Raw genomic sequence first — 19,166 nt, 5'->3', positions numbered from 1 at the left:
CGACGGCGGGCGGGTGAGGCCCAGGTTCGCCTCGCGTGAGGGTCGGCCGCGCTCAGCGCCTGCGGAGCGCGAGCACCTGCTCGCGCAGGATGTCGGCGTGCCCGTGGTGCTGGGCCATCTCGCTGACGAGGTGGAGCATGATCCACCGCACGGTCAGGGGCCCGAGGCGGTGGCCGGTGACGACGTCGTCGAGCCCGCGCCGCGCGAGGATCTCGTCGGATCGCTCGACGGCGGCCGCGTGCGCCCCGAGCGCCGTGGCGATCGTCAGGGACTCCGGCACGTCGAACGGGTCCGCCGCGGTCGGCGGCAGCCCGAGCTCGCGACGCGGTGTCCCGAGCACGGCCTCGACGGACCAGATCTGCTCGCCGTAGGTGACGTGCGCGAGGATCCCGAGCAGCGTCGTCGCGGACGGCACGAACTGGTGCCGCGCCTCGATCTCGGACAGGCCGTCGAGGCTCGCGCGCAACCCCTCGCGGTGCGTGTCGAGCCGCGCGGCGAGCTGCGCCCGCTCGCCGTGCAGCAGCGTGCGGAGCGGATCGACGGCCATGCCCGCAGTCTGGCACCGCGCGAGGTTCGGGGTGGGAGCCAGGGAGGTCCCCGATGTTTGGTGCCGCCAACACCGGCAGGGTGGGAGGCATGAGCACCGGTACCCCGTCGATGCGCGCGGCCCCGACGTCGGGGCCGGCGCGGGCCGCCGTCGTCACGGCCGCGGTGCTCGGCCTGGTGCACGCCGGGTTCAGCGCCTTCTGGATGCTGGGCGGGACCTGGTTGCTCGAGACCCTGGGCGAACAGGTCCTGACGACGTTCGACGGTCGGCTCTGGCTCCTCGCGCCGGTCGTGCTCGTGAAGGTCGTCGCGGCCCTCGCCCCGCTCGCCCTCGTGGCCGGCACCGGCGCCCGCACCGGCACCGACTCCCGTGCCCGGTGGCGCCGGCTGCTCCGCGCGCTCTCCTGGCTCGGCTCCGGGGTGCTCGTCGTGTGGGGCGGGGCGAACACGGTCGTGAGCAACCTCGTGCTCGCCGGCGTGATCGAGGTCGGCGGCCCGATCGACCGCCCCGCCGTGATCGGTCACGCGTGGCTGTGGGACCCGCTGTTCCTCGCGTGGGGTGCGGCGCTCGCCGTCGGGCTGTGGCTCACGCGACCGGCCCGGGCCGAGCCCCGCCCTCGGCCCGGCGCGCGTCGCCCCGCGGCCGGCTGAGGACGAGCTCGTCGCGCAGCGCCGTCGCCCGCTCGAGCTCCAGGTACGGCCAGACGGTGCGGGCCACCGGGCCCGGCGGCAGGTGGACGGTCAGGTTGGCGCCGCCGTGCCGGCGATCGCGAGGATCCTGCTCGAGCGCCGTCGTCTGGATGCGCGCGCGGTCGATCACCCGCACCGACCGCGTCCAGCGTCCCGTCCGCGACAGGACGTGGGAGGCGTCCACGAGCAGCCCGTGGCTCTCCCACGAGATCGGGGCGAGCAGGCGCCCGTAGCGCTGCGACCCGATCCAGGTCGACGGCGGTCTCGCCGCCCGCAGGGCCGTCCGCACCTCGGTCAGCATCGCCTCGTCCAGGCCCGACATCAGGGTGGCGACGAGCGGGACGACCTCGTCGACCGACGCGGCGACGGCGACCGTGCCGGCGCCGTCCTCGCCCGTGGACGACCCGAGCGCCGTGACCGACACCGTCAGGGTCCACCACCCCGAGCGGCGATCGATCGGGCCCTGCGAGAGGTCGATCGCCGAGACGCGGCCCGCCCTGACGGTCGTGCGACGGCGGTTCAACCTGCCGCGACTCACGGCGAGGTCGCCGCCCGCGTCGTGCACCTCCCAGGTCGCCACCCGCCGCCACCGCTCGATCGCGCTGCGCACCGCACCCACGCCCGCGGCGCCCGCCGCGATCACGAGGCCGATGGCCGCCGCGACACCGCCCTGGATCGCGTCCAGGACGGCGAGGACGAAGAAGACGAGGCACGCGGCGGCGGCGAGCCACGGCTGCACCGACCGCAGCGTGTAGCGGCGCGCGCGGTCCGGGCCGAGGGCGAGGACGAGCCGGCCCCGGTCCTCGGGGGGCGCCGCGGCGGCGTCGGCACCGGCACCGTTGCTGACGCCGTCGCCGTCGCCGTCGCCGTCGTCGCCGTCGTCCCCGTCGGCCCCGGGTGAGGTGCCCGCCGTCGCGACCCCCGCGGCGACCCGCTTCGCGACGACCTCGTGACGGTGCTCGAGCAGCCGGGAGCGCCACGCGCGCGCCGCCTCGAGGGGCAGTCCGGGGATCTCGGTGCCGGACGTGCCGCCGCCCGAGACCTCGACCTTGAGCGTCGCAAGTCCCGCGATCCGCTCCAGGAGAGGCTCGCGGATCTCGACGCCGTCGATCCGCTCGGGCGCATAGGTGGTGGCGACGGTGCTCAGGACGCCGCTGCGGACGTGCAGGCCGTGGTCGGTGACCGCGAACCGGTAGCGGTGCCACCCGGCCGCGTGGCCGATCACGATCAGGAGCGCGACGCCGAGCACCACGCCTCCGGCCACGACGGCGAAGCCCACCTCGAGCTCCTCGCCCCGGACCCAGCCCTCGATCTCGTTGCGCCAGATCCACGCCACGAGCGCGCCGCTCGTCAGCAGGGTCCGCACGCACTGCACGACGAGGGAGCGCAGCGGGCGACGCTGCCAGCGCGGGTCACCGGGGTCGGGGAGGTGCTCGTCGTCGTCCGGGACGCTCGCCTCGTCGTCGACGCGCGGCGACGGGGCCGTCACAGGCCCTCGTCCCGTCCGCGCGTGCGCCGCGACAACCGCGAGCGCAGTGCCCGGGCGTCGGCGACCGGCAGCCCCGGCACGGTGGTCGAGCCGCTCGCCGCGGTGTGGACCTCGAGCTTCGCCAGCCCGAACCGCGTGTCGATGGGCCCCTCGGTGAGGGTGACGTACTGCAGCCGCCCGTAGGGGATGACGGTCGCCGTGCGGCTCCACAGCCCCTCGCGCACCACCAGCTCCTCCGCCCGCTCGACGTGGCCGAGGGCGGCGACGTAGCGACGGCTGCGCAGCAGCGTCGAGGCGAGGCCGAGCGCGAACGGGGCCGCGAGGAACCACCACCACGGCGAGACGAGCGTGGCGAGCACCGCCCCCGCCGCGATCGGCAGCGGCGTCACGACCAGCGCGGTCACGATGCGCGCCCGCACGAGGCGCGTCGAGGCGGGAACCCAGTCATCGCCGTCGGGCACGACCGCGGGAGGGGAGGTCAGGGGATCGGTCACGGGTCGATCCTGCCGCGCGGCGCGCGGGCGCTCCTCCCTCCCGGGGATGACGGTCGCGCCCGGCGCCTCAGCCGGGGCGGCTAGACCGCCGCGCGCTCGATCGGGCAGCTCATGCACCGCGGCCCGCCGCGCCCGCGCCCGAGCTCCGAGCCGACCAGGGGCACGACCTCGATGCCCTGGTCGGCGAGGTAGCGGTTGGTGGTGGTGTTCCGCTCGTACCCGAGCACGACGCCGGGTGAGACGGCCAGGAAGTTGTTGCCGTCGTCCCACTGCTCGCGCGCGGCCTCGAACGTGTCGGTCGGTGCCTGGAGCACGCGGATGCGCTCGACGCCGATCGCGTCCGCGATCACGGGGAACAGCTCACTGTTCTCGCTGACGGTGAAGTCGCCGGGCGCCCCGCCGCGCTGCGCGACCAGCGTGTAGGAGCGCAGCGTCGTGGGGAGGTAGGGGTAGACGCTGAACGCGTCGACGTCGATCATCGTCATCGCGGTGTCCAGGTGCATGAACGCGCGGGTGTTCGGCAGCTCGACCACGATGATGCGGTCGACGGCGTCGCTCGCGAACAGCGCGTGCGCCAGCGCCTCGACCCCCTGCGGTGCCGTGCGCTCGCCGAGGCCGATGAGGATCGTGCGGTTCCCGACGACGAGGATGTCGCCGCCCTCGACGGTCGCCGGGGCGTGGTGGGCGGAGTCGTCCCCGCGGTAGACGGTGAAGTCCTGGTCCGCGAACAGCGGGTGGTGGTGCAGCACGAGCCGCGAGTTCAGACCCTCGCGCTGGCGCGCGAGCTTCGCCATCGGGTTGATCGCGACACCGCCGTAGATCCACGCGCTGTTGTCGCGCTGGTAGAGGTGGTTGGGGAGCGGGCTGAGGAGGAAGTCGTCGTCGTCCATCACCGACAGCAGCAGGCTCGAGGCGCGCGTGAGGTGCTCGGCCGCCTCCCGCTTGAGGAGTCCGCCGATGAGCAGCGCGGCGAGGTCGGCCGCCGGCATCTCGCCGACGAGCTCGTTGAGGTGGCGCTCCAGGCCGCCGCCGAACTGCTGCGCGGTGACGAGCTCGGTCTGCACGAAGTCGCGCGCGCCCGGCTGATCCACCGCGGTGGTGACGAGGTCGCGGAACAGGTGGACCGCGACACCGCGGTCGCGCAGCGCCTGCTGGAACCCGCGGTGCTCCTCCTGCGCGCGCTCGACCCACATCACGTCGTCGAAGAGCAGCCCGTCCACGTTGCTCGGCGTGAGCCGGTAGAGCTCGAGGCCCGGCTCGTGCAGCACGACCTGGGCGAGGCGTCCGACCTCCGAGTGCACTCCCAGCACGAGCGTCTCCCTCCACGCGAACGGCCCGACGACCGGACCTGGCGTGGTGCCACCGTAGTGCGCCGATGTTTCGTCCGGATCCGTCCGGTCCCGGCGCCGCACCTCGGTCGGATGTTTGCGAGACTGGAGGTCCCGAGCGCCGGAGCACGTGGTCGCTCACCTCACGAGGGAGTGCCAGTGACGAGTCAGGACACGAGCCAGGACGCCGTCGTCCCGCCCTCCGCCGTCCGGCTTCCGCCACCCCGCCGCCCCACGTCGGCCGCCGTGCGCGAGGTCGCGGAGACGGCGGAGGACATCTGCGTCGAGGTCTCGCGCGTGCTGGTGGGCAAGGAGGACGTGGTCCGGCTCGCCGTCGTCTGCCTGCTGAGCGAGGGCCACCTGCTCATCGAGGACGTCCCGGGCACCGGCAAGACGAGCCTCGCGAAGGCGCTCTCCCGCGCGGTGGACGCGCCGGTCTCGCGCGTGCAGTTCACACCCGACCTGATGCCGAGCGACGTCACCGGCGTGAGCATCTACAACCGCGTCACCTCCGAGTTCGAGTTCCGCCCGGGTCCGGTGTTCGCCTCGATCGTGGTGGCCGACGAGATCAACCGCGCCTCGCCCCGCACGCAGTCCGCGCTGCTGGAGGCGATGGAGGAGAGCCAGGTCTCGGTCGACGGCACGACCTACCCGCTCACGCGTCCCTTCCTCGTGCTCGCGACCCAGAACCCGGTCGAGATGGAGGGCACCTACCCCCTCCCCGAGGCGCAGCGCGACCGCTTCCTCGCCCAGACGACGATCGGCTACCCGGGTCGCGAGGCCGAGCTCGCGATGCTCGAGGACCGCCAGAGCGTCGATCCCATGGACCTCGTGCGGCAGGTGACGGACGGCGACGGCGTCGCGCGCCTGGCCGACGCCGTCGCCCGCGTCCACGTCGCACCGCAGGTGCGCGAGTACCTCCTCAGCCTCGTCCGCGCGACGCGGTCGCTGCCCGAGGTCCTGCTGGGCGCCTCGCCCCGCGCCGCGCTCCACCTCAGCCGCGCCGCGCGCGCCTCCGCCGCGATGGAGGGACGCGACTTCGTGGTGCCCGACGACGTCGCCGCCCTCGCCGTCCCCGTCCTGGCGCACCGGCTGCTGCTGGCGCCGGTGGGCCCCGGCCGGGCGCGCCACACCTCGCGTGAGCTGATCGAGGCACTCGTGGCCCGGACGGCGGTCCCCCGCGGTGAGCGACGCTAGCTCCCGGTCCGAGCGCGGGCCGGCGAGCCGCGGCCCGCGTCGCCGTCGCGCCGTGCGCCCCGGCCACACGCTGACGCGCCGCGGCCTGGCCTTCCTCCTCGTCGGGGTGACGGTCGGGGTGCTGTCCGTGGTGCTGCGTGAGCGCGACCTGCTGTTCGTGGGCGTGCTCGGCGCGACCCTGCCCGTGCTCGCGTGGATCTCCACCGGGCTGCGCCGCGTCACCCTCGCGGTGGACCACCGCATCGAGCCGCACCGGATGCAGGCGGGCGAGACCGGGGCGGTCCGGCTGCGGCTGACCAACACCGGGACGCGCACGACGCGTCCGCTCGACCTCACCCAGCCCGGCGTGCGTGACCTGCTGCAGGGTGCGCGCCGCGCCGTGCCGCCCGTGCCGCCGGGGGAGCGGACCGCGCTGACCCTCCCGCTGCTCGCTCGCCGTCGCGGCGGCTACACGATCCGCGGCCCGCTGCTCCGCCTGATCGACCCGCTCGGCATGAGCGAGGTGCGGCGCGTGCTCCCGGCCGCCACCGACGTCCTCGTGCTGCCGACGGTCGTCCCGCTCGTCGGGGTGCCGCGCGGGCTGACCGGGCGCGGCACGGCGTCGGGCTCCGCCAACGGCCAGCCCGGCGGCGGCGATCCGGACGCCGGGGTGCGCGCGTACCGGATCGGTGACGACATCCGCAGCATCCACTGGCGCGCGTCGGCCCGGCTCGAGGAGGAGCTGGTGGTGCGGGTCTCCGGACCCACGACGCTCGGCTCCGCCGTCCTCGTGCTCGACCACCGCGGCGCCGCGCACACCGGACCCGACGGTCTCGAGGTCGCCGTCACGCTCGGCGCCTCGATCGGTCACCACCTGCTGGAGCAGGACGTCGAGCTCACCGTGACCGATCACGCCGGGCGCGAGATCGTCGCGGGTCACGACGTCGCCGACGACCTGCTCGCGGCGCTCGCGGTCGCGGGCGACGACGCACCACGCGGGGTGTGGCACCCCGTGGTGCCGGGCGGACCGGACGCCGTCATCGCCGTCGTGGGACCCCTGCCGGCCGACGAGGCGACCGCGCTCGCGACCCAGCGCCGGGGGACGGCGATCGCGTTCGTGCTCGCCGACGCGAGTGAGGGCGCGGAGTGCACGCGCCTGCTGCGGACGGCGGGCTGGCGCGTCATCGAGGTCGACGTCGCGGACGCCGGAACGCCCGACGGCGGCGCCCACCTCGCGCAGGCCTGGCGTAGCGCGTGCCGGGGCGCGGGGTCCCGCGACGCGGGAGACGCGCGCGACCGCGACCGCACCGTACCCGCCGACGGCCCGTCGAACGCCTCACCGATGGACGGCCTGATCCGCGAGGTGCCGCGATGACCACGACCACGCGGCCGTCCGGCGGACCGGCCCCCCGACCCCCCGGCCGACCCCCCGGTCGACCGTCGCGGGGTCTCGCCGCCCGGCGGCCCGCTACCGCCCCCGCCCCCCGCCGGGCCCCGTCCTGGGCGTCCTCCGACTCCTCCAGGACGGCGGTGACGCAGCTCCTGGCGGCGCTGACGCTGCTGGCGAGCCTGCTCGCGATCGACACCGTGCTCGTGGGCAGCGACTGGTGGCTCCGGCCGATCCTCGCGGTCTCCTGGGTCGCCGGGATCGGTATCCTGCTGCGCCGCACGCGGCTGCCCGCCGTCGTCGTCGGCCTGGTCCAGCTCGTCCTCCTCGCGGGACTGCTCTCGCTCGTGTTCGGCCTCGGGCCCGGTGATGTGGGCGACCAGCTGCGCATCGCGGCCGCCCACATCCAGGTCTCCGGGTCGCCCGCCGGCGTCGTCCCCGCGGTCGAGTTCGTGCTCACCGCCGCGGTCGGCCTGCTGGCCGTCCTGGTCGACGCGCTCGCCGCCCGGTGGCCCGCCCTGGTCGCCGTCCCGGCGGTCGGCGTCCTCGTGACCGGGGCGACGTTCGACCCCGGTGCGCTCCCGTGGCAGGCGCTCGCCCTGCCGGGTGCCGCATACGTGCTCATGCTCGCCGCCGCCGGTCGCGCCCAGCGGCCGGGGGAGCCGTCGCGGCTCGCGCAGCGTCGGCCGAGCGGCGCCGACCGCAGCACCGTCGGCGTGATCGGCGGCGTCGCCGTCGCGGTCGCCCTCGTCGCCACGGCCGGCGCCACCGGGATCCCCGCCGACGGCCGGCTCGAGCGCACGAACGTCCCCGGCGCGGGCGCGGCGTCCCCGTTCACCGGCCTCGTCGGCGATCTGCTGCGCGGCGAGGACCGCCCGCTGCTGAGCTTCACCTCCCCCCTCGGCCCGCGCTACCTGCGCACGGTGGCCCTCACGGAGTGGACGAACAACGAGGGCTGGTCGCTCGCGGACGACCCCGACCGCGACCGCTCCGACGCCGGCAACGGCTCGGCCTCGGCGGGCGGCGGCACCGAGGTCCTGATCGAGTCGCGCGGTCTCACGGGCCGCTTCCTCCCCGTCCTGGAGGGGACCACCGAGGTCCTCGCGGCGTCCCGTCCCTGGTACCTCGACGAGCAGCTCGGCACCTGGTTCCGCGACGACGTCGAGGACGTCCGCGACTACGTCCTCGCGGTCGACGGCGCGCTCCCGACGGTGGACCAGCTCGCCGCCGACACCGTCTCGCCCCGCCGCGAGGAGGTCGAGGTCGGCGACCTCGCCGACGAGGTGCGGCAGGAGGCGCTGACCCAGACGGCGGCCCACGAGACCCCGTTCGCCAAGGCGCTCGCGCTGCAGCAGTGGTTCACGACGCCGTCGAACGGCTTCGTCTACAGCCTGCGCGTCCCTGAGGGCACGAGCGGGGACGCGCTGGTGGACTTCCTGAACCTGCGGCGCGGGTACTGCGAGCAGTACGCGTCCGCGATGGCCGTGATGCTGCGCGCGATCGACATCCCCGCGCGCGTCGTGGTGGGTTTCGGTTCCGGCACGCTGGACGCCGACGGCGTCACCACGATCTCCAGCCACAACGCCCACGCCTGGGTCGAGGTCCGGTTCGACGGCGCGGGCTGGGTCCGGTTCGACCCCACCCCGGGCGGTGGCGGCCAGGGCGGCCAGGCGGCACCGAGCATCGAGGGACTGCCCGCGGACGCCGCCGTCGGGCAGCCGGAGCAGCCGGAGGCCACGCCGACCGACCCGACCGCGGGCGAGGGCGCCGGGGAGGGTGGCGAACCCGCCGAGCCGACGCCGGCCGAGCCCACGGCAGCCCCCGCGCCGCCCGAGGACGGCGCCACCGATCCGGGGGCGCCAGGGTCGGCGGCGGCGCCCGGCGCGGACGACGGTGCCGCGGTCAGCCCCTGGTCGCACGTCGGCCGGGGGGAGCTCGCGCTCGTCGTCCTGCTGCTGCTCGTCACCGGCCCGCAGGCCGTGCGGTGGATCCGCGGGCGCCGTCGCACCGCGCTCGCCGCGACGGGCGGACCGGGCGCGGCCGAGGCGGCGTGGCAGGAGATCGAGGACCTCGCGCTCGACCACGGGGCACCCGTGTCGCCGTCGGCCACCCTGCGCGACGCCGCCGCCACGATCGCCGACGACGCCCGGCTGGGCCAGCTCGCGCGCGAACGCCTCGAGGCGCTCGTGCGGGCGACGGAGCAGGGGTGGTTCGGTGCGGGCACGGGCGGTGCCGACGCGGGCGGTGCCGACGTGCCCGATGCCGAGGACCGCGCCAGGGGCGAGGACCTCGTCCGCGCCGTGACCGACGTGGCCCTCGGGCTCGAGCACCACCGCCCGCCGGGTCCGTGGCGCTGGTGGTTCCCGCCGTCGCTGCGCCGCTCGGCCTCGCGAGCCGGGGCCGGGGCCGGGAGTCGGACCCCGCGACGGCGCCGGATCGGCGCCCTCGCAGATTGACCCATGGACCTGGGACCCATCGGTGTGACGATGGAGAGGCAGGGGGAGACGTCGAGCCCGAGGAGTTCCATCGTGCGAGCAGTGACCTGGCAGGGGCGCGAGAGCGTCGCCGTCGAGACCGTCCCCGATCCCCAGATCTCCGAGACCACCGACGCGATCATCCGCGTCACGTCCACCGCCATCTGCGGCTCCGACCTCCACCTCTACGCCCGGCTCGGGATGTTCCTCGACGCCGGTGACGTCCTCGGCCACGAGGCCATGGGCATCGTGGAGGAGGTCGGTTCCGGGGTGACCAACCTCAGCGCGGGCGACCGCGTCGTCGTCCCGTTCAACATCTCCTGCGGCCACTGCTGGATGTGCACCAGGGGTCTGCAGAGCCAGTGCGAGACCACCCAGGTCCGCGACCAGGGCACGGGTGCGTCGCTGCTGGGCTTCAGCAAGCTGTACGGCCAGGTGCCGGGCGGCCAGGCCGAGTACCTGCGCGTGCCGCACGCGGACTACGGGCCCGTCGTCGTGCCGCAGGACGGCCAGCCGGACGAGCGCTACCTCTACCTCTCCGACGTGCTGCCCACCGCGTGGCAGGGCGTGGAGTACGCCGACGTCCCGGCGGGCGGCACGCTGCTGGTGGTCGGGCTCGGCCCGATCGGTCAGATGGCGGCGCGCATCGGCCGTCACCGCGGCGCCGCCCAGGTGATCGGCGTCGACCTCGTGCCCGAGCGACTGGAGATGGCGCGCCGTCACGGCATCACCGTCATCGACGCGTCGCAGGTCGACGACGTCGCCGGCGCGGTCCGCGACCTCACGCAGGGCCGGGGCGCCGACTCCGTCGTCGAGGCCGTCGGCATGGAGGCGCACGGTTCCCCCGGCGCCACCGCGGCGCAGAAGCTCGCCGGCCTGATGCCCGACGCCGTCGGCCGCAAGCTGACCGAGACCATCGGCACCGACCCGACGGCCGCCCTCGTGACGTGCTTCGAGTCCGTCCGCCGCGGCGGCACGGTGTCGATCTCGGGCGTCTACGGCGGCGCCGCGACGCCGTTCGACATCATGACGATGTTCGACAAGCAGGTCACGATCCGCATGGGTCAGGCCAACGTGCGCCGCTGGACCGACACGCTGCGCGACATCGCCGCCGACCCGGCCGACCCGCTGGGGACGCTCGACCTGCGCACGCACCGCGTCTCGCTGGAGGACGCCCCCGCGATGTACGAGACCTTCCAGAAGAAGGAGGACGGCTGCATCAAGGTCGTGCTCGACCCGGCGCTGCCCGCGGGTGCCGTGGGCTAGCTCCCCTGCCGTGACCCGCGGGCCTCGAGCACGGCGGGCATGTGGGTCACGGCCCACTCCTCCAGGGCGCGCAGCGGTTCCCGGAGCGTGTGTCCCGTCGCCGTGAGCTCGTACTCCACGCGCGGCGGGATCTGGGGGTACTGCGTCCGCGTCACGAGGCCGTCGGCCTCCAGCGCGCGCAGCGTCTGCGTCAGCATCTTCTGCGAGACGCCCTGCACGCGGCGCGCGATGGCCGAGAACCGCAGCGGCCCCTCGGCGAGCGACCCGACCACGAGCACGGTCCAGCGGTCGCCGATGCGGTCCAGCAGGGCCCGCGTCGGGCAGTCCTGCACGTAGGGGTCCCACACGAGGGTGGTGACGGGGTTCTCGTCGCTGACGGTCACGGCTGCCTCACTCAGTTACCGGAAAGTGCCTACTTCCCACGGGGAAGTCAGTTCCCTACGGTAACTGGTGGAAGGCTCGGCAGCGAGCACGAACGACGAAGGAAGAGTCAGTCATGGCACGCATTGCAGTTCTCGGCGGCACCGGCTACGCCGGCGGTCACATCGTCCGCGAGGCCGTCGCCCGCGGTCACGAGGTCACCTCCTACTCCCGCAACGCCCCGGCCGAGCCGGTCGAGGGCGCCACCTACGTGACGGGGTCCGCGACGGATGACGGCTTCGTCCCCGCGGTCCTGGCCGACGCCGACGTGGTGATCGAGTCGCTCGCGCCGCGCGGTCCGCTCGAGGGACGGGTCCGCCCGATCGTGGCGGCGCTCGCGGCCGCCGCGCCGGCCGCGGGCGTGCGCCTCGGCGTCATCGGTGGTGCGGGTTCGCTCCAGGTCGCGCCCGGCGGACCGCAGCTCTTCACGACGGCGGAGTTCCCCGACGCGTTCAAGGCGGAGGCCCTGGAGATGGGTGGGGCGCTGGACGACCTGCGCGAGACGCCGGCCGAGCTCGACTGGTTCTACGTCAGCCCGGCGGCCGGTTTCGGCGGGTACGCGCCCGGCGAGGCGACCGGCTCCTTCCGGGTGGGCGGTGACGTCCTGCTGGCCGACGACGAGGGCACCTCGTTCATCTCGGGTGCCGACCTCGCCACGGCGATCGTCGACGAGATCGAGACCCCGACGCACCGCCGCCAGCGGTTCACGGTCGCGTACTGAGGTCGCTCCGACCCGATCGGATGGTGTCGGAATAGATCTCTCGTCCTAGGGTTGTACCCGGTGGCTGGTCCGGTACATGTCCCCGGGCCTCACACATGCCGCTACGAGCGGCCGTCCGCCGCGAGGCGACTGTCGGACCAGTCACACGTGCAGCGGCCGCCCACCTCGGTGGGCGGCCGCTGTCTCGCGTCCGGGGTGGGTCGGCGAGTGGTGCGCGCGCCGGGCTCAGACGCCGTCGAGGATCTCCCGCAGCCGCGCCGCGAACTCCACCGGCCGGCCGGGCATCCCGAACTCGCCACCCTGGAAGCCGTTGTGCCCACCGGGGACGACGGCGGGTTCGACGCTCAGCAGCCCCGCCAGCGCCTCACCCCCGCGGCGCGCCAGCTCGGCGCCCAGGCCCGGCGTCGCGGAATCCTCGCCCACGGCGACGACGATGCGCGTCCCCGCCGCCCGCAGCGCCTCCGCGTCGGGCTGGTAGCGGCAGGACCCGCGAAGGTTCTGACCCAGCAGGGCGTCGTCGCGCGAGCCGTCGTCGTGCCCCGGCAGGCCGAACGCCGCGGGCTCGGGGTAGGGCCGGGCGAGGAGCTCGTCGGTGACCTCGCCCCGGTGCTGCGTCAGCGCGATGAAACCCGCCAGCGCGGCGCCCCAGCCGTCGCGCAGGTAGGTCACGTGGATCTGCTCGACGGCGGCGAGCGCGTGCTCGGCGTCGGGCAGGATCGCGCACAGCGGCGGTTCGTGCGCGACGAGCGTCCCGACGGCGTCCGGGTGGGCGGTCACCAGCGCGAGCGCGTTCACGGCGCCGCCGCTGGAGGCGAACACGTCCACGGCCGTCGCGCCGGCCCGCCGGACCTCGGCCACGAGGGCGGCCAGGTCCTCGCCGTGGACGTCGGGGGTGAGCTCGCCCCCGCCGTCGGAGCGGCAGCTGCGCTCGGCCCCGCGCGGGTCGTAGGTCACCACCACGCGGTCGGTCAGCCCGGCCGCGAGGGAGGGGAAGCCGTCCGCGCCCATCGGGGAGCCGACGAGCAGGAGGACGGGGCGCTCGCCCGGCGTCGCCAGGTCGCCTCGGACGTCGTAGGTGAGGGTGGCACCCGGCCGCTCGAGGGTGCGGGTCTCGGGAGCGGGCAGCGTCGGCTCGGTCATGGCGGATCGTCTCCTCGAGGGCGGTGCGGGGGCGGTGCCGGGCGGGTGCTGCTGGTGGTGGCCGGATGCTACTCGGACCGTTCGGAACGCAGATTCTCATCGGTCGCCGCGCTGAGTCGTCACCTCGCCCGCGCCGTAGGCGTGCGACCCCGGCGTTGCTAGGTTCGAACCATGCCCCGATCCATCGCCACGAACGACCGCGTCGAGCGCCCCGAGCTGCTCGACTTCCTGCGCTCCCGTCACGACGGGATCCTCGTGACCACGCGTCGCGACGGCTCGCCCCAGCTCAGCCCGGTCAGCTACGGCGTCGACGAGGAAGGCCGCGTCGTCGTGTCCAGCTACCCGGAGCGGGCGAAGGCCGCCAACCTCCGCCGCAACCCCGCCGCGTCGCTGATGTCGCTCGGCGCGGAGTTCAACGACCCGTGGGTGCAGGTGGACGGGACGGCCGAGGTCATCGAGCTGCCCGACGCCGTCGAACCGCTCGTGGACTACTTCCGCGCGATCAGCGGCGAGCACCCGGACTGGGACGAGTACCGCGAGGCGATGGTCGCGCAGGGCAAGTGCCTCATCCGCGTGACGATCGAGCGCTGGGGCCCGATCGCCACCGGCGGGTTCCCGGCCAGGCTCGCCTGATGCAGCGCACGGTCACCTCCCACCTGGAGCTCGACGTCACCTCGCCGGCCACGCTGGTGCTGGAGATCGCCGTCGCGCAGGAGCACCTCGACGCCGGGGCGACGGAGAGCCTCGTGCTGACCGCCGCGGGCCGGGCCGTCGAGGCCCGCGAGCTCGCCGCGAGCCACGGCACGCGGCTGCACGTGATCGACGCCCCCGTCGGGCCGGTGAGCATCGACTACCGCGCCACCGTGGCGACGCGGCTCGACCCGCCGCCCGTGGACGAGCTCGACCTGTTGACCTACCTGCGGCCCAGCCGGTACTGCGAGTCGGACTCCCTCGCCCCGACGGCGCACAGCGAGTTCGTGGGTCTGCGCGGCGCCGAGCTCCTCACGGCCGTCGGGTCGTGGGTCGGCACGAGGCTGAGCTACGTCTCGGGCGCCTCTCTGCCGACCGACGGTGCGGTGCGCACGCTGCTCGCCCGGCAGGGCGTGTGCCGCGACTACGCGCACCTCGCGGTCGCCCTGCTCCGTGCGCTCGACGTGCCCGCGCGCCTCGCCGCCGTCTACGCGCCGGGGCTGACGCCGATGGACTTCCACGCGGTGGCCGAGGCGTACGTCGACGGGCGGTGGTGCGTCGTGGACGCGACCACGCTCGCGCCGCGCAGCTCCCTCGTGCGGATCTCGACCGGACAGGACGCGTCGTCCACCGCGTTCCTCTCGGTGCACCACGGTCGGGCCGCGCTCCTGTCGGTGAGCGTCAGCGCGGTGGCCGACGTGCTGCCCGACGACGACCTCGACACCCTCGTCTCGCTGGGCTGATCCGCGTCGTCTCTCAGGCGTGGCCGGCGTGGCCGGTGCGGTCGGTCGGGCCGGCGTACTCCGTGCGTGCGGGCTCGTTCACGCCGCAGGCGACGTGACCCCGACGAGCGAGCGGGTCACGGCCGCGTGCCCGAGACGCGCCGACTCCCTGCTGGCCGCGAGCGCGGCGGCCTCGGTGCGGACCTTCGTGCGGGCGTCGATGAGCGCGGCGTCGTAGCGCGCGACCGCCTCGTCGCGGCGCTCGCGCTCGTCGCGCACCCCGCGGAGGGAGGCGAGGTAGGTGCCCGCGGCGACGGCGAGCAGCAGGATCGCGAGGATCCACCACCCGGCCACCCCCTGAGCCAGGGCGATCCCGGCCACCAGCAGACCGCCCGCGGCCAGCCCGCCGGTGAGCCACCACCGCGGTCCCGGGATCGGCTCGGCGAGGTACGCGGACCGGGCACGGTCGGCCGCGGCCGTCCCGTCGTCGCTCGGCGTGACCGTCACCGTGGCCGTGACCCCGAGCTTGACGGACGCCGTCGGGTCGGGCGTGCCGAGGAGCCGGTCGCGGTGGGCGTCGGCAGCCCGGAGCAGCGACGGCGCCAGGAGCGGCGCCACGAGGGCCGCGGTGTCGACGTCGGCGCTGCGCGCATCGGCCACGACGAGCTGGACCACGCCGGCGGCGATGGCCGACCACCACTGCGGCTCGCGGTCGGCCACCTTGCCGAGGTGCGATCCCAGCAGGTCGGCCCGCTCGAGCAGCTCCCGCTCTCGCGGACCACCCTCGAGCGCGAGCGAGAACGCGGCGCGCTCGAGGTCCGCGACGACGGATCCGGGCGGGCTCGCGGCCAGGTCCGCGGGGCCGACGGCGCGACTGCCGCGGAGCTCGTGCGCACCGATGCGTTCCGCCCAGAGCGACCAGGCACCGAGGACCGCCTCGCGGCTCGTCCCGCCTCCGGTGCCGCTGCCGTCACGACCGCCGCCGGTCGAGCCCGGGGCGCCGTCGATGCGTGCCAGGGGGTCGGGCTCCGAGGCGAGGTGACCGAGGCGGGGTGCCTCGGCGAGCGGGTCGGTGGTCGACGTCGTCCACGCCGACGGGTCGGTCGGCGCAAGTCGTGCGTCCACGGCGTCGCGGACCGCCCCGACGGCCTCGTTCCCCAGCAGTCCGGCGGCCGTCGCGCGCCACAGGGTTCGCTCGGCGTTCGTCACCGGTGGGGACGAGGGAGTGGTCGGGTCCGACGCGGATCCGTAGCGCCGCGACGCCGCGACCGAGGCGCCCCCGGCCGATCCCCGACGTCCGCCCGCCTTCGTGGACGCGGCCGCGTCGGCTCCCGACGAGGAGCCCGGGTTCCCCATCGAGCCCGCCGCCGCGTCCGGCTCGGCGGTCCCGAAGACCGACGACGCATCGCCACCGGTCGCCGTGAGGCCGAGGAAGCAGTCGGGCAGGAGGGCGCTCGCGAGCTCGGGCCGGCCCACGAGCGCCGTGACGGCGACGAGGAACGGGGCGGCGCGGCCCCGGTCGAGCCGGAGGGCGGTGTCGGCCGCGTCGGAGTCGAGCACGCCCTGCCGCACGTCGACGATCGCGATCGCCGCCGGCACCAGCCAGTAGTCGCCGTCGGACGCGAGGTCGGGCGACTGCCGCAGGTAGGTCAGGTCGCCGTCGCCGCGCAGGACGGCACGGGTCAGATCGACCGCGGCCTCGCGTGCCCGACGGGTCGGGATGTAGAGCGTCAGCTCGTCCCGGATGTCACCCAGCTCGATGAGGGCGTTGAGCTGGAACGTCAGCGTGTTCACCTGGGTCGACAGGTCGCCCTGCAGCGCCTGGAGGCGTCGCTCCACGGCTCGTTGCCGCGCGCTCGCCGCCGCTGCCTGGGCACTCATCGCCTCGGAGAGGTCGCGAATGGCGCGGTTCTGGGCCCAGTCCGATGACATGAGCCACACCTTAGGGGCGCGTCGGCAGCCCGTGGGGGTTGGTGGCCGGTGGCCGGTGGCCGGTAGTGGGAGGTGGCCGTCGGGGTGAGGTGGTCGGTGGCCGTCAGGTGCCCGCGGCCGTCTGGCAGCATGCGGTCATGCTTCGTCTCACCCTCGTGACCTATCTCGTCCGCGACCTCGACCGGGCCATCGCCTTCTTCGTCGGGTCACTCGGATTCGTCCTGCGCGAGAACGAGATCCGACCGGACGGATCGCGGTGGGTCGTCGTGGCGCCCGACGCCGACGCCGCCGCCCCCGGTCTCCGCCTCGCACCGGCCGACGTCGATGCGGGCGATCCGCTCGGACGTCAGGCGGGCCAGGGTGTCGGCTTCTTCCTGCAGACCACTGACTTCGCCTCCCAGCACTCGAGGATGCTCACCGCCGGGGTGACCTTCCTCGAGGAGCCCCGCCACGAGGTCTACGGAACCGTCGCCGTGTTCACCGATCCGGACGGCCAGCGCTGGGACCTCATCCAGCCGTCCTGACGCGCCTGCCTGACGCGGCCTGTCTGACGCGGCCTGTTTAACGCGCAAGGAGCCCCAGCCTCGAGGCCGCCACCCCCGCCGCGGTGCGACCGCGCGACCGAGAGACGGCAGTGGCGTCACCACAGTGACGCGCGCGAGGGTGGGCTCGCGCGGGCGGTTCGTGTCAGCGGCTCAGACCATGGCGATGCGCAGCCGGGTGGTCGTGAGCTTGGTGGTGCGGAGCGTGGAGGCGATGAGCCTGGAAGCGGCGAACCGGGTGATGGTGAACCGGGTGGTGGTGAGCTTGGTGGTCCGGAGCTTGGGGGCGACGAGTGTGGGGGCGCGGAACCGGGTGGTGGTGAGCTTGGTGGTCCGGAACCGGGAGGCGACGAATCTGGAGACGGAGACCCGGGTGGGGGCGGCGTCGGCCGCGGGACGAGAAGAGCGTCGAGGATCCGGGTGCTCGAGCCGATGTGCCGACCGTCGGGCTCCAGGAAGTCGAAGCCGCCGGACGTGGGACGCACGGACACGCGGTCGCGGTGGACGTCGTGGTGGTGCCGCGTGCACAGCGTGATCGCGTTCGCGAGCGAGGTGTTACCGCCGTCGGCCCACCGCGCCAGGTGGTGCACCTCGCACCAGGTGGCGCGAAGGGTGCAGCCGGGCCACTGGCAGTGGCGATCGCGAGTGTTGACCGCTCGACGGAGATCGCCCGCGTACGTCCGCTGGGTACGCCCGACGTCGAGGGGCTGACCGACCGGGTCGAGGACGACGCGCTGGACCAGCGCGTCGCAGGCCAGGACCTCGAGGGCGGCGTGCGGGAGGAGCGTTCCGCCGTTCATCTCGGCCAGCGGTGGCGCCGACGGCAGGCCGCTGGAGCGGATCGCCTCACCGGTGAGGCCCGCCACCGGCCGACAGGCACGTTCAGCGTCTCCGTCACGAGCGCCTCCATCTCCAGCGCCTCGGTCACGAGCGCCGCCGTCACGACAGCCTCGGTCGCCGGCGGGCTGCCCGCCTACGACCACGCCACTGCGCGACCCCGTCAGACGGCGCCGGGCGGTCAGGAGGTGGAACGTGTCCTCCCGCAGCAGGACGGACAGGTGCGGCCGGATCTGAGCCCCGGCCTTGGACAGCCCGGTGCCCAGGGCCTTCCCGGCGAGGTCGGTCAGCGCGTCGGCACGCCGCTGGTCGGGCGTTCGCCCGTCCTCCGGCGTGGGCGCGGGCGTGAGTGCCTCGAGGGCGGTGCGGAGCGTCTCGCCGGCCACGACGTCCAGGAGCCCCTCGACCTTGATCGCACCCCGGTGCGGGGTCAGGCGCAGGAACCGCCGCGCCCTGGTCTCGTGGAACTCGGCGTCCGCGGCGTCGGCGTCGAGCGCGGTGGCCAGGGCGGCGAGGCTCCCGCGCAGCTGGGGGACGGGCAGCTGCGTCGCGGCGTGGAGTATCTGCTCCTCCACCTGGACGAGGCGGCGCCGGGCGTTCTCGGACGCACCTCCCAGAACGCCGGCGACGGCGCTCAGGTGTCCGTGCGTGATGGACCCGCTCAGCGCGGCATCCTTCACGGCGGGGAGCAGCGCCATGGCATCCAGGTCGCGCTGCTCACCCATCGCCGCGCCGCGGCCCTGCCGGCTCGCGGCCCCCCGCCAGTCGGCGAAGTCGCGAGCCCTGGACGTTCCGCGCCATCGCTCGGTCGACCGGACCAGCCCGGCCATGGTCGTGCGGGCGACCCCCAGCGTGGAGGCGGCGCCGTCCAGCACGCCGAGGACGGCGGTCAGCTCCTCCGCCCGCGAGGGGTCCGGAGGCGCGGACTCGACGTCGCGGATCGCCTCGGCGAGCTCGGCCACCGCTCGACCGACGGCCGCCGCGGCACCGGGCAGGGGCGGAGGCGGATCCGCGGGTCGGTTCGCAGGCAGCCGCGCGGGCAGACGTGCCGGCGAGCCCACGGGTGGGGCGAGCGACAGCGGCCGCGCCAGGTGCTCCACCGCCACGACCACCACCTCCTTCCCGCGTGCCGCGGCCGGGCGCCGCACCCCATTGCTCAATCGAACGTGTGTAGCAAGGCTAGCGGTCACCACCGACAGCGGGAAGCCGGTACCGACTGGCTGTGGACAACCCCTTCCCGAGGTGTGCAGCACGCCGCGTCACGACGCCTCGCCGTCGCGAGCTACCGTGGACGATCACGGTCGACGATGCC

General features: G+C 75.0%; 17 protein-coding genes. 9 read left to right on the top strand and 8 right to left on the bottom strand.

The features are described from left to right. Window positions 1-52: 52 nt before the first annotated feature. A complete protein-coding gene (locus SERN_RS14810) occupies window positions 53-547 on the bottom strand; it encodes a mycothiol transferase (RefSeq protein ID WP_135850932.1) in 495 nt (164 codons plus the stop codon). Window positions 548-636: 89 nt separating this feature from the next. On the opposite strand from SERN_RS14810, the gene SERN_RS14805 reads away from it, so the two are divergent. Further along, a complete protein-coding gene (locus SERN_RS14805) occupies window positions 637-1,197 on the top strand; it encodes a DUF3995 domain-containing protein (RefSeq protein ID WP_233251732.1) in 561 nt (186 codons plus the stop codon). On the opposite strand, the gene SERN_RS14800 is transcribed toward SERN_RS14805, so the two are convergent. The 3 genes from SERN_RS14800 to SERN_RS14790 form a co-directional block, all read right to left on the bottom strand. Then, a complete protein-coding gene (locus tag SERN_RS14800) occupies window positions 1,133-2,725 on the bottom strand; it encodes a PH domain-containing protein (RefSeq protein WP_135850931.1) in 1,593 nt (530 codons plus the stop codon). The genes SERN_RS14805 and SERN_RS14800 overlap by 65 nt on opposite strands. Next, window positions 2,722-3,219: a PH domain-containing protein gene (locus tag SERN_RS14795; RefSeq protein ID WP_158292683.1), complete on the bottom strand. Its 498-nt coding sequence runs from the start codon at window positions 3,217-3,219 to the stop codon at window positions 2,722-2,724. Before SERN_RS14795 ends, SERN_RS14800 begins: the two co-directional genes overlap by 4 nt. Before the next feature lie 80 nt (window positions 3,220-3,299). Further along, a complete protein-coding gene (locus SERN_RS14790) occupies window positions 3,300-4,529 on the bottom strand; it encodes an arginine deiminase (protein ID WP_199241635.1) in 1,230 nt (409 codons plus the stop codon). A 177-nt stretch (window positions 4,530-4,706) separates the two neighbouring features. Between SERN_RS14790 and SERN_RS14785 the strand changes: the two genes are divergently transcribed. From SERN_RS14785 to SERN_RS14770, 4 genes are all read left to right on the top strand, one after another. After that, window positions 4,707-5,744: an AAA family ATPase gene (locus tag SERN_RS14785; protein ID WP_332888472.1), complete on the top strand. Its 1,038-nt coding sequence runs from the start codon at window positions 4,707-4,709 to the stop codon at window positions 5,742-5,744. Further along, window positions 5,731-7,098: a DUF58 domain-containing protein gene (locus SERN_RS14780; RefSeq protein WP_135850928.1), complete on the top strand. Its 1,368-nt coding sequence runs from the start codon at window positions 5,731-5,733 to the stop codon at window positions 7,096-7,098. Before SERN_RS14785 ends, SERN_RS14780 begins: the two co-directional genes overlap by 14 nt. 155 nt (window positions 7,099-7,253) lie before the next feature. Next, on the top strand, window positions 7,254-9,566 hold the full coding sequence (locus tag SERN_RS14775; RefSeq protein WP_135850927.1) for a transglutaminase family protein: 2,313 nt from the start codon (window positions 7,254-7,256) through the stop codon (window positions 9,564-9,566). A 72-nt stretch (window positions 9,567-9,638) separates the two neighbouring features. Then, window positions 9,639-10,850: a zinc-dependent alcohol dehydrogenase gene (locus SERN_RS14770; protein WP_135850926.1), complete on the top strand. Its 1,212-nt coding sequence runs from the start codon at window positions 9,639-9,641 to the stop codon at window positions 10,848-10,850. Here SERN_RS14770 and SERN_RS14765 read toward each other — a convergent pair. Beyond that, the gene (locus SERN_RS14765; protein WP_135850925.1) at window positions 10,847-11,233 is read right to left on the bottom strand and encodes a winged helix-turn-helix transcriptional regulator; all 387 of its coding nucleotides are present in this window, start codon (window positions 11,231-11,233) and stop codon (window positions 10,847-10,849) included. The two genes, SERN_RS14770 and SERN_RS14765, sit on opposite strands and share 4 nt — an antisense overlap. Before the next feature lie 113 nt (window positions 11,234-11,346). Here SERN_RS14765 and SERN_RS14760 point away from each other — a divergent pair, with 113 nt between their 5' ends. Beyond that, window positions 11,347-11,991: an NAD(P)-dependent oxidoreductase gene (locus tag SERN_RS14760; RefSeq protein ID WP_135850924.1), complete on the top strand. Its 645-nt coding sequence runs from the start codon at window positions 11,347-11,349 to the stop codon at window positions 11,989-11,991. 225 nt (window positions 11,992-12,216) lie between these two features. Here SERN_RS14760 and SERN_RS14755 read toward each other — a convergent pair whose 3' ends face one another. Beyond that, on the bottom strand, window positions 12,217-13,131 hold the full coding sequence (locus SERN_RS14755) for an alpha/beta fold hydrolase (protein ID WP_199241634.1): 915 nt from the start codon (window positions 13,129-13,131) through the stop codon (window positions 12,217-12,219). Between the two features lie 171 nt (window positions 13,132-13,302). On the opposite strand from SERN_RS14755, the gene SERN_RS14750 reads away from it, so the two are divergent. Together SERN_RS14750 and SERN_RS14745 are read left to right on the top strand one after the other, a co-directional pair. Continuing rightward, the gene (locus SERN_RS14750; RefSeq protein WP_135850923.1) at window positions 13,303-13,764 is read left to right on the top strand and encodes a PPOX class F420-dependent oxidoreductase; all 462 of its coding nucleotides are present in this window, start codon (window positions 13,303-13,305) and stop codon (window positions 13,762-13,764) included. Continuing rightward, window positions 13,764-14,564, top strand: coding sequence for a transglutaminase-like domain-containing protein (locus SERN_RS14745; protein WP_135850922.1), 801 nt, complete (start codon window positions 13,764-13,766; stop codon window positions 14,562-14,564). The genes SERN_RS14750 and SERN_RS14745 overlap by 1 nt, the downstream gene beginning before the upstream one ends. 78 nt (window positions 14,565-14,642) lie before the next feature. On the opposite strand, the gene SERN_RS14740 is transcribed toward SERN_RS14745, so the two are convergent. Next, on the bottom strand, window positions 14,643-16,475 hold the full coding sequence (locus SERN_RS14740) for a hypothetical protein (protein WP_135850921.1): 1,833 nt from the start codon (window positions 16,473-16,475) through the stop codon (window positions 14,643-14,645). Window positions 16,476-16,612: 137 nt separating this feature from the next. Between SERN_RS14740 and SERN_RS14735 the strand changes: the two genes are divergently transcribed. Further along, window positions 16,613-16,999: a VOC family protein gene (locus SERN_RS14735; RefSeq protein ID WP_135850920.1), complete on the top strand. Its 387-nt coding sequence runs from the start codon at window positions 16,613-16,615 to the stop codon at window positions 16,997-16,999. 116 nt (window positions 17,000-17,115) lie between these two features. Here SERN_RS14735 and SERN_RS14730 read toward each other — a convergent pair whose 3' ends face one another. Next, entirely contained in the window at window positions 17,116-18,960 is a 1,845-nt protein-coding gene (locus SERN_RS14730) for an HNH endonuclease signature motif containing protein (RefSeq protein WP_135850919.1), read from the bottom strand. Window positions 18,961-19,166 lie beyond the last annotated feature (206 nt).

Source organism: Serinibacter arcticus (assembly GCF_004786095.1).
Classification (GTDB): Bacteria; Actinomycetota; Actinomycetes; order Actinomycetales; family Beutenbergiaceae; genus Litorihabitans; species Litorihabitans arcticus.
This window is presented reverse-complemented; position numbering and strand designations above follow the sequence as displayed.

What these genes read in the sequence shown, in the direction of transcription:
- SERN_RS14755 (WP_199241634.1), bottom strand. Translation starts at nt 13,131, where the DNA reads ATGACCGAGCCGACGCTGCCCGCTCCCGAGACCCGCACCCTCGAGCGG.
- SERN_RS14760 (WP_135850924.1), top strand. Translation starts at nt 11,347, where the DNA reads ATGGCACGCATTGCAGTTCTCGGCGGCACCGGCTACGCCGGCGGTCAC.
- SERN_RS14740 (WP_135850921.1), bottom strand. Translation starts at nt 16,475, where the DNA reads ATGTCATCGGACTGGGCCCAGAACCGCGCCATTCGCGACCTCTCCGAG.
- SERN_RS14805 (WP_233251732.1), top strand. Translation starts at nt 637, where the DNA reads ATGAGCACCGGTACCCCGTCGATGCGCGCGGCCCCGACGTCGGGGCCG.
- SERN_RS14750 (WP_135850923.1), top strand. Translation starts at nt 13,303, where the DNA reads ATGCCCCGATCCATCGCCACGAACGACCGCGTCGAGCGCCCCGAGCTG.
- SERN_RS14810 (WP_135850932.1), bottom strand. Translation starts at nt 547, where the DNA reads ATGGCCGTCGATCCGCTCCGCACGCTGCTGCACGGCGAGCGGGCGCAG.
- SERN_RS14745 (WP_135850922.1), top strand. Translation starts at nt 13,764, where the DNA reads ATGCAGCGCACGGTCACCTCCCACCTGGAGCTCGACGTCACCTCGCCG.
- SERN_RS14735 (WP_135850920.1), top strand. Translation starts at nt 16,613, where the DNA reads ATGCTTCGTCTCACCCTCGTGACCTATCTCGTCCGCGACCTCGACCGG.